Annotated in this window: 19 protein-coding genes; 14 read left to right on the top strand and 5 right to left on the bottom strand. The window is 69.7% G+C overall.

Annotation, left to right across the window (positions count from 1 at the left end; translation table 11 throughout):
* Nucleotides 1-672 carry a response regulator transcription factor gene (locus tag L978_RS11905; RefSeq protein WP_047523298.1) on the bottom strand — a complete coding sequence of 224 codons (672 nt, stop codon included), beginning with the start codon at nucleotides 670-672 and terminating at the stop codon, nucleotides 1-3.
* An 87-nt stretch (nucleotides 673-759) separates the two neighbouring features.
* Between L978_RS11905 and L978_RS11900 the strand changes: the two genes are divergently transcribed.
* The 5 genes from L978_RS11900 to L978_RS11880 are packed head-to-tail and all read left to right on the top strand — an operon-like array spanning nucleotide 760 to nucleotide 4,963.
* Entirely contained in the window at nucleotides 760-1,425 is a 666-nt protein-coding gene (locus L978_RS11900; RefSeq protein WP_047523297.1) for a M15 family metallopeptidase, read from the top strand.
* Nucleotides 1,422-2,546: an alanine racemase gene (gene alr / locus L978_RS11895; protein ID WP_047523296.1), complete on the top strand. Its 1,125-nt coding sequence runs from the start codon at nucleotides 1,422-1,424 to the stop codon at nucleotides 2,544-2,546. The genes L978_RS11900 and alr overlap by 4 nt, the downstream gene beginning before the upstream one ends.
* Entirely contained in the window at nucleotides 2,543-3,493 is a 951-nt protein-coding gene (locus L978_RS11890) for a D-alanine--D-alanine ligase family protein (protein ID WP_047523294.1), read from the top strand. The genes alr and L978_RS11890 overlap by 4 nt, the downstream gene beginning before the upstream one ends.
* A complete protein-coding gene (locus L978_RS11885; protein WP_052193654.1) occupies nucleotides 3,490-4,533 on the top strand; it encodes an acyltransferase family protein in 1,044 nt (347 codons plus the stop codon). The genes L978_RS11890 and L978_RS11885 overlap by 4 nt, the downstream gene beginning before the upstream one ends.
* 40 nt (nucleotides 4,534-4,573) lie before the next feature.
* The gene (locus L978_RS11880; RefSeq protein ID WP_047523292.1) at nucleotides 4,574-4,963 is read left to right on the top strand and encodes a VOC family protein; all 390 of its coding nucleotides are present in this window, start codon (nucleotides 4,574-4,576) and stop codon (nucleotides 4,961-4,963) included.
* 13 nt (nucleotides 4,964-4,976) lie between these two features.
* Here L978_RS11880 and L978_RS11875 read toward each other — a convergent pair whose 3' ends face one another.
* The 4 genes from L978_RS11875 to L978_RS11860 all read right to left on the bottom strand — a co-directional run bounded on the left by L978_RS11875 (nucleotide 4,977) and on the right by L978_RS11860 (nucleotide 10,611).
* Nucleotides 4,977-7,511 carry a DEAD/DEAH box helicase gene (locus tag L978_RS11875; RefSeq protein WP_047523291.1) on the bottom strand — a complete coding sequence of 845 codons (2,535 nt, stop codon included), beginning with the start codon at nucleotides 7,509-7,511 and terminating at the stop codon, nucleotides 4,977-4,979.
* Between the two features lie 324 nt (nucleotides 7,512-7,835).
* On the bottom strand, nucleotides 7,836-8,549 hold the full coding sequence (deoD, locus tag L978_RS11870; RefSeq protein WP_047523290.1) for a purine-nucleoside phosphorylase: 714 nt from the start codon (nucleotides 8,547-8,549) through the stop codon (nucleotides 7,836-7,838).
* Nucleotides 8,550-8,815: 266 nt separating this feature from the next.
* Entirely contained in the window at nucleotides 8,816-9,484 is a 669-nt protein-coding gene (locus tag L978_RS11865) for a DNA alkylation repair protein (RefSeq protein WP_047523289.1), read from the bottom strand.
* Between the two features lie 89 nt (nucleotides 9,485-9,573).
* The gene (locus L978_RS11860; RefSeq protein ID WP_047523288.1) at nucleotides 9,574-10,611 is read right to left on the bottom strand and encodes an FUSC family protein; all 1,038 of its coding nucleotides are present in this window, start codon (nucleotides 10,609-10,611) and stop codon (nucleotides 9,574-9,576) included.
* 71 nt (nucleotides 10,612-10,682) lie between these two features.
* Between L978_RS11860 and L978_RS11850 the strand changes: the two genes are divergently transcribed.
* The 9 genes from L978_RS11850 (at nucleotide 10,683) to L978_RS11810 (ending at nucleotide 20,402) form a co-directional block, all read left to right on the top strand.
* Nucleotides 10,683-11,741: a DUF998 domain-containing protein gene (locus tag L978_RS11850; RefSeq protein ID WP_081997031.1), complete on the top strand. Its 1,059-nt coding sequence runs from the start codon at nucleotides 10,683-10,685 to the stop codon at nucleotides 11,739-11,741.
* Between the two features lie 109 nt (nucleotides 11,742-11,850).
* Nucleotides 11,851-12,081, top strand: a complete 231-nt coding sequence (locus L978_RS18960; RefSeq protein ID WP_047523284.1) for a hypothetical protein — start codon at nucleotides 11,851-11,853, stop codon at nucleotides 12,079-12,081.
* 68 nt (nucleotides 12,082-12,149) lie between these two features.
* Nucleotides 12,150-15,029: a helix-turn-helix transcriptional regulator gene (locus L978_RS11840; RefSeq protein WP_197055657.1), complete on the top strand. Its 2,880-nt coding sequence runs from the start codon at nucleotides 12,150-12,152 to the stop codon at nucleotides 15,027-15,029.
* 74 nt (nucleotides 15,030-15,103) lie between these two features.
* Nucleotides 15,104-15,307: a cold-shock protein gene (locus L978_RS11835; RefSeq protein ID WP_017831237.1), complete on the top strand. Its 204-nt coding sequence runs from the start codon at nucleotides 15,104-15,106 to the stop codon at nucleotides 15,305-15,307.
* A 161-nt stretch (nucleotides 15,308-15,468) separates the two neighbouring features.
* Complete coding sequence (locus L978_RS11830; protein ID WP_047523281.1) at nucleotides 15,469-16,494, top strand: iron-siderophore ABC transporter substrate-binding protein; 1,026 nt, start codon at nucleotides 15,469-15,471, stop codon at nucleotides 16,492-16,494.
* Nucleotides 16,495-16,527: 33 nt separating this feature from the next.
* Nucleotides 16,528-17,571, top strand: a complete 1,044-nt coding sequence (locus tag L978_RS11825; RefSeq protein WP_047523280.1) for a FecCD family ABC transporter permease — start codon at nucleotides 16,528-16,530, stop codon at nucleotides 17,569-17,571.
* Complete coding sequence (locus L978_RS11820; protein WP_052193652.1) at nucleotides 17,568-18,650, top strand: FecCD family ABC transporter permease; 1,083 nt, start codon at nucleotides 17,568-17,570, stop codon at nucleotides 18,648-18,650. Before L978_RS11825 ends, L978_RS11820 begins: the two co-directional genes overlap by 4 nt.
* The gene (locus L978_RS11815) at nucleotides 18,647-19,447 is read left to right on the top strand and encodes an ABC transporter ATP-binding protein (RefSeq protein ID WP_047523279.1); all 801 of its coding nucleotides are present in this window, start codon (nucleotides 18,647-18,649) and stop codon (nucleotides 19,445-19,447) included. The genes L978_RS11820 and L978_RS11815 overlap by 4 nt, the downstream gene beginning before the upstream one ends.
* On the top strand, nucleotides 19,437-20,402 hold the full coding sequence (locus L978_RS11810) for a siderophore-interacting protein (RefSeq protein ID WP_047523278.1): 966 nt from the start codon (nucleotides 19,437-19,439) through the stop codon (nucleotides 20,400-20,402). Before L978_RS11815 ends, L978_RS11810 begins: the two co-directional genes overlap by 11 nt.
* Nucleotides 20,403-20,429 lie beyond the last annotated feature (27 nt).

The following is a 20,429-nucleotide window of genomic DNA, read 5'->3' as shown; positions in this document are numbered from 1 at the left end:
CTAGGCATCGGCATCCGTCCCGATCCGGTAGCCGACGCCCGGCACCGTGCGGATCAGCCACGGCTCGCCCAGGCGCTTGCGCAGCGAGGACACGGTGATGCGCACGGCGTTGGTGAACGGGTCCGCGTTCTCGTCCCAGGCCCGCTCCAGCAGCTGCTCGGCGCTGACCACCCCTCCCTCGGCGTCGACGAGCACCTCCAGCACGGCGAACTGCTTGCGGGTCAGGGCCACGTAGCGGTCGTCGCGGTACACCTCGCGGCGGAACGGATCCAGACGCAATCCGGCGACCTCCAGTACAGGCGGCCGGGATCGTTGTCTGCGTCGGTCCAGGGCACGCAGCCGCAGCACGAGCTCGCGCAGCTCGAAGGGCTTGGTCAGGTAGTCGTCGGCACCGATCTCGAATCCGGTGGCCTTGTCGTCGAGACGGTCGGCCGCCGTGAGCATCAGGATCGGGATGCCGGTGCCGGAGGCCACGATCCACCGCGCGATGTCGTCGCCGGACGGGCCCGGAACGTCGCGATCGAGCACGGCGATGTCGTAGGAGTTGATGCTCAGAAGCTCCAGCGCGGTGTCGCCCTCGTTCGCGATGTCGGCCGCGATCGCCTCCAGGCGCAGCCCATCCCGCACCGCTTCGGCGAGGTAGGGCTCGTCCTCGACGATCAGTACACGCATGGCTGCGATCCTACGCAGTGGGGCATATCGGGAGCATATGGAAAAGCGCATACGTCCTCGCAACGCGCGTCCTCCTTCACTGGGAGCATGAACACCCGCACCACCTCCCTCACACCGCGAGCGCGCCGCCGCCGCACCGCTTCGGTCCTCATCGGCCTCGCGCTGGCCGTGATCATCGCCTTCGTCGTCCAGCAGTCGCTGTCCGCGGCCTTCGCCGATGCCGAGCGCACCGGTCCGCTGCCCTCTTCCACGCCCCGGCCGAGTGGGCAGAGCGAAGGGTCGGTCATCGCCCCGAGCGAGGCCGACGGGGTGATCCGCGACGGCGACCAGCCGACCGTCTTCGACGTCGATCGGGCCGCCGTGGGCAACCTCGACGCGTCGCTGCTCGCGGCGCTGCAGCGTGCCGCATCCGATGCGGAGGCCGACGGGGTCACGTTCCGGGTGAACAGTGGATGGCGCACCCCCGCGCTGCAGGAACGGATGCTGCAGGACGCGATCGCGCAGTACGGCTCCGAGGCGGAAGCGCGGCGATGGGTGGCGACTCCGGAGACATCGGAGCATGTGACCGGCGACGCCGTCGACCTCGGTCCGCTGCCCGCCTTGGACTGGCTCGTCCAGCGGGGATGGCGCTACGGGCTCTGCCAGATCTACGCCAATGAGTCGTGGCACTACGAGCTGCGTCCGGAGGCGGTCGACCAGGGGTGCCCCGAGATGCTGCCCGACCCCACCGCCGACCCGAGGACGAAGCGATGACCACCCTCCTGCCTGCCCCGCGGGTGACCCTCTCCCGCCTTCATGCCCCGACGCTGCAGACCATCCCGGAGGCCGTCGCCGAGAACGTACGGCGGGTGCGGGCCACATGCTCCGCGCGCATCATGGCCGTGGTGAAGGCCGACGGCTACGGGCACGGCGCCGTCACGGTCGCCGAGGCCGCGGTCGCCGCCGGCGCCGAATGGCTCGGGGTCACCGATGTCGCCGACGCCGTCGCCCTGCGTGATGCCGGGTTCACCGTGCCGATCCTCTCGTGGCTGAATCCCTCGGGGGCCGATGCGGAGACGGCCGCGGCGCTCCGCATCGACGTCGCGGTCGGCTCTGTGGAGGAGTTGCGCCAGTTGATCGCCGACGCCGTGGATCCGGTCCGCGTGCACCTGCACCTCGATACGGGGATGGCCCGGGGCGGGTGTCCGCTCGACGACTGGGAGGAGCTGTTCCGCACCGCACGCGCGGGGCGGGGCAGGGTCGAGGTGGTGGGTGTGATGGGACATCTGCCTCGCGCCGACGAAGCCGACCCCCGGGCGAACGCGGCGGCCGTGCTGCGCTTTCGGCAGGGCAGGGACGCCGTGCTCCGGGCCGGCTTCGGGCCGGTGCTCGTGCATCTCGCGGCGACGTCCGGCGCGCTCACCGATCCGGGGACGCACTTCGACATGGTGCGGATCGGTGCGGGGCTGGTGGGCATCGACCCCTCCGGGGCGACGACGCTGGCCGGTGCGGCGCGGTGGACCGCCCCCGTCGTGCACAGCGCGCTCGTCCCGGCCGGGACGGCGGTCGGCTACGGGGGCGCGCACATCACGGAACGGGAGACGCACCTGAGCGTCGTGGGCGTCGGATACGCGGACGGGATCCCGCGGGAGCTCGCGGCGGAGGCGGCCGTGGCGATCGACGGGGCCCGGTATCCGGTCGTGGGGAGGGTGTCGATGGATCAGATCGTGATCGATACCGGCGCCGTGCCGGTTCCGCGCGGCGCGGTCGCCACGGTGTTCGGACCCGAGGGGGGAGTCGTGCCGTCTGTGCAGGAGTGGGCGCGGTGGGCGGGCAGCATCCCGCACACCGTCGTCACCGGCATCGGAGCACGAGTGCAGAGGAGTGTGGCATGACCACGAGGGTCCTGGTCATCGGTGGGGGGCAGAACGCCGAGCACGAGGTGTCGCTGGCCTCCGCGGCTGCGGTCGCCGCCGCGCTGCGCATGGGCGATCACGAAGTCACGAGTGCGACGATCGATCGGGAGGGGGTGTGGAGGGCCGACGGCATCCCGACCGGGGTCTCGGCGGCGGAGTCGCTGGCGCTCGCGCTTCCGCTGCTCGCCCGCACCGACGTGGTCTTCCCGGCGGTGCACGGCGCGCTCGGGGAGGACGGCGCGCTCGCGGCCCTGTGCGGACTCGCCGGAGTGCGCGTGGTCGGGTCGGGCCTGCGAGCTGGCGCGATCGGCATGGACAAGTGGACCACCAAACTGGTCGCGGAGGCAGTGGGCCTCGGTACCGCCCGCGGTCGTCTGGTCGCAGCCGAGGACATCGGCGACGTGGAGTTCGAGGGGGAGGTCGTCGTCAAGCCGGTGTCGGCCGGGTCGAGCCACGGTGTGAGCCTGGTGGCCGAGGAAGGTCAGCTGCTCGCGGCGCTGCGGGAGGCGGCGCGCTTCGACCGGCGGATCCTGGTCGAGGAGGTCGTGCGGGCCCGCGAGATCGACGTGGCGGTGCTGCGCGAGAAGGGGGGTATCCGCTGGGCGGCCCCGCCCCTGGAGATCCACGCGACCGGGCTCTTCGACACCGCCACGAAGTACGACGGCAGCGCGCGGTTCACGGTCCCGGCTCAGCTCGACGCGGCCGAGGTGGCGGCGCTCAAGCGGGCGGCGATCGCGGTCTTCGACGCCCTCGGCTGTGACGGGGTCGCACGGATGGACTTCTTCCTCACCGATCGGGGTCCGCTGCTGAACGAGGTCAACACCATGCCGGGGCTGACGGCCGCGTCGCAGGTGCCGCGGATGTTCGCGGCGGCGGGCGTGACCTACGTCGACCTGGTGGCGCGGCTCGTGCGTGCGGCGTCGTGACCGGCGCGCGTGCGCCGCGGGTCGGTTGGCCGGATGTCGCGAAGGGCATCTGCATCATCCTCGTGGTGCTGTGGCACGTGGTGACGAAGGTCGCGGTCGAGATGCCCGGCGCGGGACCCGTGACAGACGTCTGGGTGATGCTGAACGCGCAGCTGCTGCCGCTGCGGATCCCGCTGTTCTTCCTGGTATCCGGGGTGTTCGCCGCCCGGGCGGTGCTCGACGTGGGCGGACGCTCCTGGCGTCGTCGAGCGGGGCGCCTCGCCCTGCTCTACGTCGTGTGGGTGCTCATCCAGACGTTCGTGCTCGCCCTGACGCCCGACTTCGACACCGCACGGGCGAACGACGGATGGGAGCTGCTCGCGCAGCTGACCCTCAGCCCGACGAACCTCTGGTACCTGCTCGCGCTCGCGGTCTACCTGACGATCGGTCGGCTCACTCGCGGCCTCCCGACGGCCGTCGTGCTGTCGGCGGCCTTCGTGATCGCGGCGGTCGCCGGTGCCGGGGTCATCCCCGACCTCGGCAACCTCTGGCAGTTGGTGCAGAACCTGTTCTTCTTCCTCCTCGGGCTTCGAGGGCGTCCGGTCGTCGAGCGCTTCGCGCAGAGCGTCGGGGTGTGGCGGGCGCTCGCGCTCGCCGCCGTCTACGTCGGGGCACTGGCGCTCGTGGCCGGGTTCGCCCTCCGTCTACTCCCGGGGGTGTGGCCTCTGCTCGCGCTGATCGCCGTGGCGTGCGGCGTGTCGCTCAGCGTGCTCCTGGACCGGCACCTCGAGGTGGTCGCCCGACCGCTGCGCTGGATCGGCCGGCGGACCCTGCCCATCTACGTGCTGCACATGATGCCCCTCGCCCTGATCGATGCGGGGCTGGATGCTGCGGGATGGAGGGCGACGCCGGTGCTCGAAGCCATCGGCCCTCTCGTGCTGACGGCGTCGGTGATCGCGATCTGTCTGGGAGTACATGCGCTGCTCGTGCGCGGCGGCCTCGGAGCGCTGTTCGATCCGCTGCGGGTGATGGATCGTCTGACGCCCCGGCCGCGACGATGAAGGCCTCGACAATCGACGGCGGACGGCGGATGCTGGTGTCATGGCGGCCTTCACAGCGGACAACGCGTTCAGCGGATTCAGCGTCGACGACATCGATGCGGCGAAAGAGTTCTACGGCACGACCCTCGGCCTCGACGTCGAGGTCAACGCGATGGGGTTCCTCGACCTGCGGCTGCCGAGCGGTGGGTCGATCCTCGTCTACGTGAAGCCGAACCACACACCCGCGAGCTTCACGATCCTGAACTTCCCGGTCGCGGATGTCGACGCCGCGGTGGACGAGCTCATCGCCCGCGGGGTGCAGACCAAGATCTACAGCGACGAGGAGTTCCCGTCCGATTCGCGTGGCATCGTGCGCGGCAACGGTCAGGGGCCGGACATCGCGTGGTTCCGCGACCCTGCGGGCAACGTGCTCGCCGTCCTGCAGGCCTGACGACCGGACGCCGCTACAGCCGGTCGACTCCGGTCACCGTGACGACGGCCTGGCCGGCGTCGTCGGACTCGGCGAGGTCGATCGTCGCGGTGATGCCCCAGTCGTGGTCGCCGGCGGGATCGTCGAGGATCTGCCGCGCGGTCCAGGTGGTCGGCCCTTCGGTGAGGATCAGCAGCTTCGAACTGCGAGCGTCCGCGCCGGTCAGGATCTCGTCGTGGTCGGCGAAGTACCCGTCGAGGGCGTCGGACCAGGCGTCGGCTCCGAAACCGGGGTCGAGCTCGGCGAGCCCGTCGACGTCGTCCCGCGCGGCGAGCTGCACACGGCGGAACAGCTCGTTCCGGACCAGGATGCGGAAAGCGCGGATGTTGCTCGTGAGGCGCTTCGGGGCGGGTGGGACGATCGGTTCGTCGGGCGCGTGCGGATCGAAGCGCCCGTTGTCGACGCCCGCGACCAGTTCCTCCCACTCATCGAGCAGGCTGGAGTCGACCTGACGGACCAACTCGCCCAGCCACTCGATGAGGTCGCGCAGATCCTCATCCTTGAACTCCTCGGGGATGGTCTGCGAGGCCGCGCGGTAGGCATCGGAGAGGTAGCGCAGCACCACGCCCTCGGACCGCGCGATCTTGTAGTACGCGACATATTCCCCGAACGACATGGCTCGCTCGTACATGTCGCGCACCACGGACTTGGGGTGCAGTTCGAAGTCGCGGATCCACGGCTGCGCCGCGCTGAACGTCTCGAACGCGGCTGACAGCAGCTCATCGAGCGGCTTCGGGTAGGTGATCTGCTCGAGCAGCTCCATCCGCTCGTCGTACTCGATGCCCTCGGACTTCATCGCGGCGACCGCCTCGCCGCGGGCCAGGAACTCCTGCTGGCTCAGCACGGCACGGGGATCGTCGAGCGTCGACTCCACGATCGAGATCATGTCGAGAGCGTAGGAGCCGGTGCCCGTGCCCGCGGTCGGGTCGGGGTCGAGCAGCTCGAACGCGGCGAGGGCGAAGGGTGACAGCGGCTGGTTGAGCGCGAAGTTCGGCTGCAGGTCGACCGTGAGCCGGATGTCGCCGTCGGAGGTCTTCTCGACGATGCCCGATTCGCGGAGGGTGCGGTAGATGCCGATGGCCCGGAGAGCCAACTCGCGCTGGCGCTTCCGCGGCTCGTGGTTATCATATACCAGCGCGCGCATATTGGCGAAGACGTCGCCGCCACGGGCGATCACGTTGAGCATCATCGCGCTCGTGATCTGCATGTGCGAGGTCAGTGTCTCCGGCACCGCGTCGATGAGCTTGCGGAACGACGGCTCACCCCACGACACGAAACCGTCCGGGGCCTTCTTGCGGACGATCTTGCGCTTCTTTTTCGGGTCGTCGCCGGCCTTCTTCACGGCCGCGACGTTCTCGCTCTCGTGCTCGGGGGCCTGCGCGACCACCGTGCCGGCGGTGTCGTAGCCCGCACGGCCCGCGCGGCCGGCGATCTGGTGGAACTCGCGGGCGTTGAGCTGCCGCATCCGGGAGCCGTCGAATTTTGTGAGCGCAGTGAGCAGCACGGTCCGGATCGGGACGTTGATGCCGACGCCGAGCGTGTCGGTGCCGCAGATCACGCGCAGCAGTCCGCGCTGGGCGAGCTGCTCGACCAGGCGGCGGTACTTCGGCAGCATCCCCGCGTGATGCACGCCGATCCCTGCGCGCAGGAAGCGGGAGAGGGTCTTGCCGAACGCGGTCGTGAAACGGAACTGGGCGATCAGCGCCGCGATCTCGTCGCGCTGCTCGCGGGTCGCGACCTTGGTGCTCGACAGCGCCTGGGCCCGCTCCATCGCGGCCGCCTGCGAGAAGTGCACGATGTAGATCGGTGCCTGCCCGGTGCTCAGCAGATCGTCGATCGTCTCGTGGATCGGGGTCGTCTCGTAGAAGAAGTGCAGGGGCACAGGGCGCTCGACGCCGGTGACCGTCGCCGTCTCGCGGCCCGTGCGACGGGTGAGGTCCGCCGCGAGCTCGATGACATCGCCGAGGGTCGCCGACATCAGGACGAACTGCGCCTGCGGCAGCTCGAGCAGCGGCACCTGCCACGCCCACCCGCGGTCGGGGTCGGCGTAGAAGTGGAACTCGTCCATCACGACCTGACCGACGTCGGCATCGGCGCCCTGGCGCAGCGAGAGGTTCGCGAGGATCTCGGCCGTGCAGCAGATGATGGGCGCGTCGGCGTTGACCGCGGAGTCGCCCGTGACCATCCCGACGTTCTCGGCCCCGAACACGTCGACCAGCGCGAAGAACTTCTCGCTCACGAGCGCCTTGATCGGTGCCGTGTAGTAGCTGCGCCGTCCGGCGACCAGAGCGCTGAAGTGCGCGCCGATCGCGACGAGCGACTTCCCGGTGCCGGTGGGGGTGGACAGGATCAGGTTGTTGCCGGAGACGATCTCGATGACCGCCTCGTCCTGCGCGGGATACAGCCGGATGCCGGTCGACTCCGCCCATTCGACGAATGCGAGGTAGACGGCGTCCGGGTCCGCGGCGTCCGGAACGATGGCGGGGTCGAGCCGCGGCGAGGAAGTCATGGTCCCTCGATCATCCCATCCGCCGTCCGGTCCGTTCGTCCCGCCCGCTCGTCCCGCCCGCCCTTCCTGCCGCGCTGCCGCCCGTCCTGCCGCTCGTCCTGCCGCCTGTTGTGAAGGAGATCTCGCGATTCGAAGGACTCGTCCGGGGAATCGCTCCTTCGAATCGCGAGTTCTCCTTCGAGTCGCGAGTTCTCCTTCGAGTCGCGAGTTCTCCGTCGAATCGCGAGTTCTCCTTCGAGTCGCGAGTTCTCCGTCGAATCGCGAGTTCTCCGTCGAAGCGCGAGTTCTCCTTCGAGTCGCGAGTTCTCCTTCGTCGCGTGGGGGTCAGACTGCGGTTGCCGCGCGCAGCGCGATGCGGATCATGTCTCCGAAGGTCTGCTCGCGCTCCTGCGCGGTCGTCTGCTCGCCGGTGACGATGTGGTCGCTCACGGTGCAGATCGCGAGGGCGCGCCGACCGTAGTACGCTGCGAGCGTGTAGAGACCGGCGGCCTCCATCTCGACGCCGAGGATGCCGTGCCGCACGAAGGGTTCCGTGAGCTCGGGTCGGGTGCTGTAGAACTGGTCGCTCGAGAAGAGCTGCCCCACGTGCACGGTCGACTCGAGGGCCCCGGCCTCACTCGCCTCGACCGCGGCGCGCAACAGGGAGAAGTCGGCCACGGGCGCGTAGTCGAGTCCGTGGAAGCGCACCCGGTTGATGCCGGAGTCCGTGCTGGCGCCGTTGGCGATGATGATGTCGCGGATCCGCACATCCTCGGTCAGCGCTCCGCACGAGCCGACCCGCACGACCGTCTGCACGTCGTAGGAGTCGAACAGTTCGTTCGCATAGATCGCCATCGAGGGCTGCCCCATCCCCGAACCCTGGACCGAGACGCGGTGCCCTTCCCAGGTGCCGGTGAAGCCCAGCATTCCGCGCGTCTCGGAGTACAGTTCTGCATCCTCGAGGAACGTCTCGGCGATCCACTTCGCCCGCAGCGGATCGCCGGGGAACAGGACGATGGGGGCGATCTGACCGGGCTCTGCCGCGATGTGGGTGATCATGACCTCAGCGTATCCAGCGCCCACACGCATCCGTCCGGGCGAACGCGGCTCGTGAAGGAGAACTCACGGAATGAAGGAGCCGATCCCGGATGCGGACCTTCACAACGGGAGTTCTCCTTCACAACGGGAGTTCTCCTTCAGGGCGTGAGTTCTCCTTCAGGATGTGAGCGCCTCAGCCTCCACAGGATGTGAGCGCCTCAGCCTCCACAGGATGAGCGCCTCAGCCTCCACAAGATGAGCACCTCAGCCTCCAGGGCGTGGGTGCCTCAGCCCTCGCGGCGTCGGACGAGTTCGTCGATCCAGAGTGGTGCGAAGGGTGAGGTGCAGCCCGGTGCGGTCGGGTAGTCGGCGAGGACCTGCAGACGCTCGCCGATGTCCCGGGCCCTCGCGCGGTGGTCCGGATGGAAGATGCCGATGTTGGCGAGAGTCTCGTTCATGGCCCACTGCAGCCGTGGCGGTGCATCCTTCAGGTCGCGCTCGATCAGGTCCAGCAGGTGCGGCAGGTCGAGTCCGTCCGCGTCCTTCATCACCCGCACGGTCGTGAGCGACCAGGCGGCGGCGGCCACGGTCGGGTCGGCGTCGTCGAACCAGCGCAGCCGCAGTTCCTCGGCCAGCGGTGTCTTCTTGGCGACGTAGTTCACGAACCAGTCGTTGACCTTCGGTGGGCGGGTCTCGCGCAGCATGGCGTCGAGCTCATCGGCGGTGAAGTCGCGCGGGCGGCAGATCAGCAGGGCGAGTAGCCGTGCCGGGGTCTCGCCGGTCGCCCACAGCTCCTGCGCGAGAGGCTGGTCCGTCTTGATCTTCTTGGCCAACGCGCGCATCCGGCTGAGGTTGATCCCGTGGTCGTCGCCGCGCTTCTCGTTGGCGGCGCGCATCTTCGGATCCTCGAGCGCGGCGAGTTCGTCGAGGGCTTCGGCAACGGTGACGTCGGACATGCCTCCAGGGTAAGCGGCTTTCGAATCGCGTGAATGGTCCGAAATCGGCGTCGGATGCAGCACTTTGCGCGATTCGAAAGGCCGACGGGTCAGTCCTCGTCGAGGAGTTCACCCCTGATCCGGCGCAGATCCTCCATGAGAGAGCCGATCAGGATCCAGTGCTGGGAAGACGGCGGGCGCAGCACGAGCGGAGCGGTGAGCGCGGGGATCGTCGAGGTCAACGTCTCGGGTTCCGGCGATGCCTCGGCGACCTGCACCGCGAGGCGGACGTCGTGCCCGGCCCGCCGCAGCTGCTCCGCGATCGCGACCACGGCCGGCTCCTCGCCGATCGTGTCGTCGTAGTGGTCGAAGTAGGCCCGGGTCATGCCGATCGTCTGGGTCACGATAGGGGACAGCCGCTCGAGGAGCTCCCGCATCTCCCGCAGCTCCGCGCGATGCGTGGAGCGCCGAGGGTTCAGCGTGAGCGATTCCTCTCCGGCGGCGATGGAGGCGTCCGCGGCATCCTTCATCGGCCGCAGCAGGCGTACTTCGAGCATCAGCTCCTGCAGCTGTGCGGGCGTCTGCGGTTCCGGGAGTGCGACGGCGAGTCGGTCGAGGCTCGCGGCGAGTTCGCGCCCGAGGAGGCTGACATCCCGCAGTGCCGGGGCGACCAGCACGGGAGGGACGATGAGGGCGTTCACCACGATGCCGATGGCCACGCCGATCAGCGTCTCCACGATGCGCGCGAACGCGTATTCAGGACTCGACGAGCCCAGCGCCAGCACCAGCATCGCCGAGATCGCGACCTGGTTGCCCGTTCCCGGTGAGGCCCGGAACACCCACGCGACCAGCATCGCCACGACGATCGCGAGCAGCACGATCCAGGTCGGCGAACCGAACAGCAGGCCCAGGGCGACGGCGATCACGACTCCCGCGATCACTCCGATGCTGCGTTCGAGCGCCTTCGACAGCGACTGGTTCACGCTGGGCTGCACGACCAGGAGGGCGGCGATCGCGGCGAAGACGGGCAGCTGCGCGGGGAAGACCCATCCGGCGATGAGCCACGCGGCGATCGTCGCTGCGGCCGACTTCACGACCTGCAGCAGCGGAGAGCGCTGGGAGGCGCGGATCGCGGCGGGGATGCGCATGCCTCCAAGGTAGTGCGCGGGCGGCGGGGAGCGGGGTTCCGTCCGTCCGTCGTGCGTGCTTGCATGGGCGCATGGATCAGGACGCGAGGCTGCGCGGCGAGACCACGGCGGTCTGGGCGACCGTGATCTGCTTCGTCGTCGGCACGATCGCCGGCATCCTGATCCTGGGTCCCGCCGCGCGCCCGCTCACGGGTACGGAAGCCCTCGCGATGCCGGCCGCGGTGATCGCGGGGGTGATCGCCGCGGCGGCCTTCCTCACGAGCACGCTGATGCACCGGCGTGGGGAGACGGCGCCCATGCCGCGCTGGCAGGCGGTGGTGTCCGACCTCTCGTCGATCGCCCTGACCGTCGCGTTCGGAGCCGTTACGATGATGGGCGTGCTGTTGACCGCCGAGGTTCTGGCGGCGGGTCTTCAGGGGTTGCAGCTCGCCGCGATCGGAGGTGGGCTCCTCACCGGTGTGGCCTCGGCCGTCGGTGGGCGCTTCGCGTTCGGGGCCGGTGTCGACCTTCGCACGGTCGATCTCGCCGCGCTCCTGTTCGGGTTCCTCGTGATCGGCACGCTCTTCGCCATGGTCACGGCGGCCGATCCGCGATGGTGGGAGGAGAACTTCTCGCAGCTGGGCTCCGGGTCGTGGGCTTTCAACGGAACCCTCCTGGTCGCCGGCCTCCTCGTCGCGACCGTGGGGTCGTACATCGGCCGCGACCTGCACCGCCTCCTCGGCGATACCGCCCTCCCTCGTCTCGCCGTCGTGGTCGGGGCATGGGCGGCGACGGGCGTCGCGCTCGCCGCGGTCGGGCTGCTGCCGCTGCACCGGGTGCCGCTCCCGCACGACATCGCCGCCTTCGCCACTCTCGTACTGTTCGCCGTGGCGGCGGCCACCACCGTGGCATCGATCCCCGGGCGACCGCGCGCTCTGCTGATCACGTCGATCGGCGTGGGCCTCCTCCTCGCGGTCGCGATCGTGTTGTGGATCCCGTTCGGGCTGTACTCGACCACCGCTGTCGAAGCCATCGTCGTCGGGCTCGGACTGCTGTGGATGGCGACCCTCGTCCGCGTCCTCGCGATCCTCGCGCCGGATACCTCCCGCCCCTCGGTGCGCACCTCCCTGATGCGCCCCCGGCACGCGTAGTACCGGCATCCCTAGACACCGGAGTCCGAAAGATAGGGCATCTGCCCGATGTCGAGGGGCCCCCTCAGAGCGGACTCTAGGGATACGCAGAACCATCGAGGAGAACCCCATGTACGAGCACCCGTATCTCAGCGAACAGCTGACCCGGCACGACCAGGAGCAGATGGAGCGTGCCGCCGCCCGACGCCTCTTCCTCATCGAGCACGCCGACCAGATCCGGCCGCGTCCGGAGGGAGCCGTCCGACGCATCCTGCGCCGCGCGTTCGGCAGCGCCCGGCAGCGGTCGGCGACGGCACCCACGTCCGCTCGGTGCGACGCAGCGGCAGCTCCCGCGCAGTGAGCGGCGTCCTCGCGAAGCGCGCGTTGCAGGCCGTGCCGAATGTCGGTCCGGGGTGGGACGATGAATCCATGCCCCTTTCCCCGTCGAGCGCTGCGATGGTCGGCCGCGAGGCCGAGCTGACCGAGGTGCGCCGGTCGTTCGCCGGTGTGCGCGACGGCGTGCCTGCGGCCCTGCTCGTGGAGGGAGAGGCCGGGATCGGCAAGTCGCGTCTGCTGCGCGAGTTCGCCGCCGAGATCGAGCAGACCGCCGACGTGCACGTGGGCTGGTGTCTCGACCTCGGTGCCTCGCGCACGCCGTACGGACCGTTGACCGGCATCCTGCGCTCGATCGTCACGCGCATGGGCGTCGACCGGGTGCGCGACTCGGTCGGAGTGGGGGCGGAGGCCCTCGGCATGCTGCTCCCCGAACTCGTCGACACCCCGACCGATCGTGACCGCACCAGTCCCGAGCGGCTGAGAGACGCGATCGCCTCCCTCATCGAGGCGGCGGCCGAGCGCGCTCCTCAGGTGCTCGTGGTCGAAGACCTGCACTGGGCGGATGAGTCGACGCTCGCCATCCTCTCCTTCCTGCTGCGGGCGTTGGGTCGCGGCCGCATCCTGTTGCTCCTCAGCTGCCGCACTGACGACGTGCGGCGCGGCGATGCGGTGAGTCGGTTCATCGGAGAGGCGACGCGCGCACGGCTGCTCGACCGCGTGACCCTTGCCCGGCTCGACGCTGCCGCCGTCCGCGAGCTGGCGGAGCAGATCACCGGCCGCGCGCTCACCGAGAGCGCGCTCGACCGCATGCAGGAGAGGGCGGAGGGCGTCCCCTTCTTCATCGAGGAGATCGCCGGATGCACGAACGGACCGCTCCCCGATGGGCTCCGTGACCTGCTGCTCGCCCGCTTCGACAGGCTGAGCGACGATGCGCGACACGTCGTGCAGGTCGTCTCCGGGGCCGAGCGTCCGTTATCGCACCCGCTCATCACGAGTCTCGTCGGCTTGCCGGAGCAGCGGCTCGATGACGCGATCCGCGAGGCGACCCGCAGCGGAATCCTGGTCGTGGGCGACGACGACTATCGCTTCCGCCACGCGCTGCTGCGCGAGGCCGTGCACGACGACCTGCTCCCCGGTGAACGGGCGCGGTTGCACCGTGCCTACGCCGAGGCGCTCGAGGCGCAGTGCGCGGGGTCGGACACCAGCGATGCCGCGGCGCTCGCCTATCACTGGCAACTCGCACAAGACGACCGGAAGGCTCTCATCGCCGCCGCCGATGCCATGCGGCAGGCGAAGGCACAGTATGCGTTCGCGAGCGCGGCCCGCTTCGGTGAGCTGGCGCTGGAGCTGTGGCCGCTCGTGCCCGACGCGGCCGACGCAGCGCGCATCGAGCGCCTGGACCTGCTCCTGGTGCTCGGTTCCATCCTGCGCAACGCCGGTGACGGAGACCGGGCCCTCGCCGTCGCGAACGTCGCCCTCGCCGAGGTCGACCCGAAGACGGTCGACCCGCGGCTGCACGCGCGGCTGCTGCGCAACAAGGCGCTGTACCTGGTCAACCTCGGGCGTCTGGGAGCGATACCGCTCCTGCAGCAGGCTCTGGCCATCGCCGACGAGCACGTGCATGACGACGTCTTCCGCGCCGAGCTCCTCAACCAGCTCGCGAGCAGGCGCATGATCGCGGGCGACCGTGAGGAGGCGATCCGGCTCGCGGACGAGGCCGAGCGCAGTGCTGCCAGCGCCGAATCGACGGATCAGCTGTCGATCGCCGCGAACGTGCGCGGTGGGTCCCTCGCCCATCTGGGACACATCGAGGAGGGGGTACGCGAGTACGAGCGTGCACGTGTGCTCGCGACGGGGACGACCGCCGAGATGCGTTACCGCGTGAACTACTCCGACCTGCTCACGTTGCTGGGCCGCTACCGTGAGGCGGTCGAGGTCGCAGAAGAGGGGCTGCAGCGTGCGCGTGAGCTCCGGGTCGAGCGCACCTCGGGGTCGATCATGGCGCAGAACATGGTCGTTCCCCTGCTCGAACTCGGAGAGATCGAACGGGTCGAGGAGATGCTGGCCCGTGACTTCGTGCAGGGGACCCTGCGCGTGTTCCGCATGTACATGAGCATGACGCGCGTGCGGGTGCTGGCCTGGCGCGGAAGATCGGCCGAGGCCGCAGAGCTGTTGCAGGCGTGGCTGCCCGCCTTCGAGGAGACCGGTGGCTCGGAACGTCAGATCTGGTACGACCGGGTCATGATGACGGTCGCGGTCGCCGAGAGCGAGGGCAACCTCCGCGGAGCCCTCGACGCGATCCTCGAGATGCTGCGTGACGACCGGCCCGCGTTGCTGCACCAGCGTCGGCTGCTGCTGGAGGGCGGGGCGATCATCGCCGAGCTGCGCGCCGAGGGGGCCGATGTCACGGAGGAGTCCGACGCCATCCGCGCCGCCTGGCTCGCGCAACCCGTGCCGCTGCAGAACGATGCGTGGTCGACGATCCTCGATGCCCTCCTCGACCCGCGCGGCGATGCGCTCGACGCCGCCCTGCGCAGCGCCGAGGGAGAAGACGTCCCGGTCATCTTCCGAGCGGTCCTCCGCCTCGAGAGCGCTCGCCTGCGGGTGCACGAGGGGGATCGCGCATCTGCAGCGTCGGTGCTCGGTGAGGCCGCCGCGTTGGCGGAGTCCCTGGGCAATGCGCAGCTCCAGGCGGCGGTCTCGCGGTTCAGCGCCAACGCCGGTCTTCGCGCCCCCGATGCGCCGCTGAGCGACGACCTGCTCACCGCTCGTGAGAGGCAGGTGCTCGAGCTCATCGCCGAGGGCCTGAGCAACCGACAGATCGGCGACCGCCTGTTCATCAGCGTGAAGACGGTGAGCGTCCACGTCTCCGCGGTTCTGCGCAAGCTCGGGGTGAACACGCGCACCGAAGCGGCTCTCGTGCAGAAGAATCCGTCGTTCCGTGCTGCTGCTCAGTCTCCCGTGGTAGCGTGACAAAGCGCGCGTGTCGGATGTTCCGACTCGGCGTAGGCCGTGTAAACGGCTAAGTCAACAGAAAGTAGAAACACATGGCCACTGGCACTGTGAAATGGTTCAACGCGGAAAAGGGCTTCGGCTTCATCGCTCCCGATGACGGCTCGGACGACCTCTTCGCCCACTACTCGGCTATCGCCGGCTCCGGTTTCAAGGAGCTCCGCGAGAACCAGAAGGTCGAATTCGACGCTGAGCGTGGCCCCAAGGGCATGCAGGCGGCGAACATCCGCGCTCTCTGAGCGCGCGCTGACTTCCTGAAACCGGTCGGATCCTCACGGATCCGGCCGGTTTTTTTCGTACCCGAAGTGAGGTCACCCTAACCTCCGTGTTAGATTAGGCGAGGCTTACCAATGCCGGGCGCGGTCTGCGCCACACTCCCCCCGAATCGAAGGGAACGCCTGTGCGCACCTCCCGTCTCCTCGCCCTCGGCGCAGCCGCCGCGCTCGCCGTCGGCCTCTCCGCCTGCGCCTCGTCCGCGCCGGAGTCGACGTCCTCCGCCGGGGGCAACCCCGCCTCCGACGACGCCTTCCCCGTCACGATCGAGCACGTCTACGGCGAGACCACGATCACCGAGAAGCCGGAGCGGGTCGCGACCGTCGCCTGGGCGAACCACGAGGTGCCGCTGGCCCTCGGCATCGTGCCGGTCGGGATGAGCAAGGTCACGTGGGGGGACGACGACGACAACGGCGTGCTGCCGTGGGTCGAGGAGAAGCTCGAGGAGATGGGGGCCGAGACGCCGGTCCTGTTCGACGAGACCGACGGCATCGACTACGAAGCCGTGGCCGACACCGAGCCCGACGTGATCCTCGCCTCGTACTCCGGCATGACGCAGGAGGAGTACGACACCCTCTCCAAGATCGCGCCGGTCGTCGCCTACCCGGACGTCGCCTGGGGCACCTCGGTGGATGAGATGGTCGAGATGAACTCGAAAGCTCTCGGGCTCGAGGACGAAGGCAAGGCCCTGATCGAAGAGCTGCATGCCGAGTCCGAAGCCGCCCTCGACGAGCACAGCGTCCTGAAGGACAAGAAGGTCCTCTTCGCGTACTTCGACCCGAGCGACCTCAGCACGATCGGCTTCTACACCGCGGCGGACACGCGACCCGGATTCCTGCACAGCCTCGGTCTCCCCTTCCCGTCGATCGTCGAGGAGAACAAGGACACCGAGCTGTTCAACCTCGAGGTGAGCGCCGAGGAGGCGCAGAAGTTCGACGATGTGGATCTGTTCGTGACGTACGGGGACGACTCGACCGTCGCTGCTCTGCAGGCCGATCCGCTGCTGTCGAAGATCCCGGCCATCGCCGAGGGGCGCATCGCGATCCTGCCCAACGCCACGCCGATCGCGGCCTCCGCCAACCCGTCGCCGCTGTCGATCCCGTGGGGACTCGGCGACTACTTCGCGATCCTGGCCGGCCCGCTGGCGTCGTAGTCGTTCGATCCGCTCCCGCGGAATGAGCATTCAGTGACCTCAGCGACCGTCCTCGCGCCGGGTGCCGCAGACCTGCGGCGCCCGGCGCTGGCGCGAACCCTGTGGCTCCTCCTCGGGGTGGTCGTGCTCCTGGTGCTCAGCGTCATGTCGATCGCCTTCGGCGTGCGCGCGGTCTCGTTCGACGACATCGTCGCCGCCCTCACCGGTCACACCGACACGATCGCCGAGGCCGCGATCGTCAAGCGCATCCCCCGTACGGTCCTCGCGCTCCTCGTCGGCGCGGCACTCGCGCTCTCCGGAGCCACCATGCAGGCGGTCACGCGGAACCCCATCGCCGACCCCGGCATCCTCGGTGTCTCGAACGGCGCCTCGCTCGCCGTGGTGTGCGGCATCGCGTTCTTCGGTCTCGCCGACCCCTACGGCCAGATGACCTTCGCGATCGTGGGCGCCGGTGCCGCCGCCGTCTTCGTGTACACCGTCGGATCCCTCGGGCGCGGAGGCGCGACGCCGCTCAAGCTCGCGCTCGCCGGGGCCGCCACCTCGGCGGCCTTCGCCTCGCTGATCAGCGCGATCATGCTGCCGCGCGTCGACCTGCTGCAGACGTTCCAGTCGTGGCAGATCGGCGGTGTCGGTGGGGCGGAGTGGCCGCGGATCGCGATCACCGCTCCCGTCCTCGCGCTCGGCGCCCTCATCTGCTTCCTGAGCGCGCGCGGCATGAACTCGCTCGCCCTCGGCGACGACATGGCGAAGGGACTCGGCGAACATGTGCTCCGCACCCGCATGATCTCAGCGCTGGGTGCGGTGATCCTCGCGGGTGCCGCGACCGCGATCGCCGGACCCATCGGGTTCGTCGGACTCGTGATCCCGCACATGTGCCGGCTGCTCGTCGGCACCGACCACCGGTGGCTGCTCCCGTTCTCGGCCATCGCCGGTGCCGCACTCCTGACGGCGAGCGACATCGTCGGTCGCGTGATCGCTCCCTCCTCCGAGGAGATCCAGGTGGGCATCATCACCGCCATCATCGGCGCCCCGTTCTTCATCTGGATCGTCCGTCGGCAGAAGGTGCGTGAGCTGTGACCACGACCGAGCACACGGAACACACCCTCGCCCGCGACGAGGAGTCCGCATCCGCGCGGATCGCCCGGATCGTCGCAGGGCGTCGCTCGCGCCACCGTCGCCACGCGACGGCCACGATCGTCCTCGGAGTCCTGGTCTTCGCCCTCTTCGCGATCGCTCTGATGGTGGGCAACACGTTCTACACACCGGACGAGGTGATCCGCGTGATCCTCGGTGAGAGCGTGCCCGGCGCCTCCTTCACCGTCGGCGACCTGCGACTGCCGCGGGCGGTGCTCGCCGTCCTCACCGGGATCGCGTTCGGCATGGCGGGCGTCTGCTTCCAGACGATGCTGCGCAATCCGCTCGCCTCGCCCGACATCATCGGCATCTCGAACGGTGCCGGCGCCGCGGCCGTGTTCGGCATCATCGTGCTGTCGGTCAACGGCCCGGTCGTCTCCGCGCTCGCGCTGGCCGGCGCGGTGCTCACGGCCCTGGCGATCTATCTGCTCTCGATCAAGGGCGGCTTCGCCGGCACCCGCTTGATCCTGATCGGCATCGGCGTCGCGGCGATGCTGCAGAGCGTCATCTCGTACCTGCTCTCCCGTGCGGCGAACTGGGACATCCAGACCGCGATGCAGTGGCTGACGGGAAGCCTGAACAACGCGTCCTGGGAGCGGGTGCTGCCGATGGCGATCGCCGCGGTGATCATCGTGCCGCTGATGCTGTCGCAAGGTCGCGCTCTGGGGACTCTGCGGCTCGGTGACGACTCCGCCGCCGGACTCGGTGTCCGCGTCGACGCCACACGTCTGCTGCTCATCCTCGGCGCGGTCGCGCTGCTCGCGTTCGCGACCGCGGCCACCGGCCCCATCGCCTTCGTCGCGTTCATGGCGGGCCCCATCGCCGCCCGCATCACCGGGCCCGGGGCGAACCTGCTCCTGCCGTCGGCCTTCGTCGGCGCCGTGCTCGTGCTCGCCGGCGACCTGATCGGCCAGTTCGCCTTCGGCACCCGCTACCCCGTCGGCGTCATCACCGGCGTGGTCGGCGCGCCGTACCTGATCTATCTGCTCATCCGCACCAACCGCTCCGGGGGTTCGCTATGACCGTCTCGCACAGCCTGTCGGCCGAGGGGGTGACGCTCGCGTACGGCGACCGCACCGTCATCGACGGGCTCGACCTGCAGATCGCTCCTGGACGCATCACCGCGATCGTGGGCGCGAACGGCTGCGGCAAGTCGACGCTGCTGCGCTCGCTGGCCCGCCTGCTCTCGCCGACCGAGGGGCAGGTCGTGCTCGACGGCGCCTCGGTGCACTCCCGTCCGACCAAGGAGGTCGCGCGGATCCTCGGTCTGCTGCCGCAATCGCCCATCGCGCCCGAGGGGATCGCGGTCGCCGACCTGGTCGGACGAGGGCGACACCCGCACCAGAAGATGCTCGCGCGGTGGAGCGCGCACGACTACGAGGTCGTGGCGGACGCGCTCGATGCGACCGGCATCTCCGATCTGGCCGACCGCAGCGTGGACGAGCTCTCGGGCGGACAGCGGCAGCGCGTCTGGATCGCGATGGCTCTCGCGCAGGAGACGGACATCCTGCTGCTCGACGAGCCGACCACGTTCCTGGACGTCGCGCACCAGGTCGAGGTGCTGGACCTGCTGACCGACCTGAGCGTGTCGCGCGGCACGACCATCGTCATGGTGCTGCACGACCTCAACCTCGCCGCCCGCTACGCCGACGAACTGGTCGCCATGAAGGACGGCAGGGTGCATGCAGCGGGAGCCCCGCAGGAGGTCGTCACCGCCGACCTCGTCGAAGAGGTCTTCGGCCTCGCCAATCAGATCACCATCGACCCGGTCTCCGGTACGCCGATGGTCACACCCATCGGGAGGCATCATGTCCGCTGAGACGACCACCACGACCGAGCGTCCGACCTACATCCTCACCCGCGCCGAGGTGCGCGCCGTGGTCCGGGTCTCGCCCTCGTTCGTGCGCGTGACCTTCGGCGGGGACGACCTGTTCGAGTTCGGGACCCCGGGCGAGGTGTTCGACAGTCGCATCAAGCTGGTCTTCCCGCCGGCATCCGGGGTGCTGCCCGAGCTCGACCGCGCGTCGGACAACTGGTGGCAGGCGTTCCTGGCGGTGCCGGAAGAGGAGCGCGGCTCGATGCGCACCTACTCGGTGCGGGACCTCCGGGTCGACGACGAGACCGGGACCGAGGTCGACGTCGACTTCGTGCTGCACCTCGAGCCGGGGCTGACCGGCCCCGCGTCGCTGTGGGCGGACCAGGCCGCGGTCGGGCAGGAGCTGTACCTCGTCGGACCGCGTCGCGGCCTCGGCGTCGATGCGCACGGCGGCGCTGAGTTCGCCCCCGGTGCCGCTGCATCGGTCGTGCTCGCGGGGGATGAGACGGCGGCCCCGGCGATCGCCCGCATCCTGGAGGACGCACCTCGCGGCCTGCGCGGTGTCGCCTTCATCGAGGTGCCGACTCCGGCCGACGTGCTGCGCATCGATGCGCCGACCGGTGTCGACGTGCACTGGCTCCCGCGCGACGCCGGCGAGCCGCACGGCGTGCACCTCATCCCCGCGGCGCTCGGCTACCTGGGTGACGCCGACGCCTCAGACGAGGTCCTGGTGAACGACATCGACGGCGAGGACCTGCTGTGGGAGACGCCGGCGTACTCCGGCCTCGGGGAGGAGATCGCCGCCGCCGACGCCCCGGCCGAGCGCTACTTCTGGATCGCGGGGGAGAGCGGCGTGGTCACCACCCTGCGCCGACACCTCGTGAAGGACCTCGGCATCGACCGCGGGCAGGTGGCCTTCATGGGCTACTGGCGCCGCGGTGTCGCGATGCGCGGCTGAGCCCCCCGCCCCCGCCCGCTCCCCCCC

Source organism: Microbacterium sp. ZOR0019 (genome assembly GCF_000800925.1).
GTDB lineage: Bacteria > Actinomycetota > Actinomycetes > Actinomycetales > Microbacteriaceae > Microbacterium > Microbacterium aurugineum.
The sequence above is the reverse complement of the archived record's forward strand: the minus strand, read 5'-3'. Positions and strand labels throughout refer to the sequence as shown.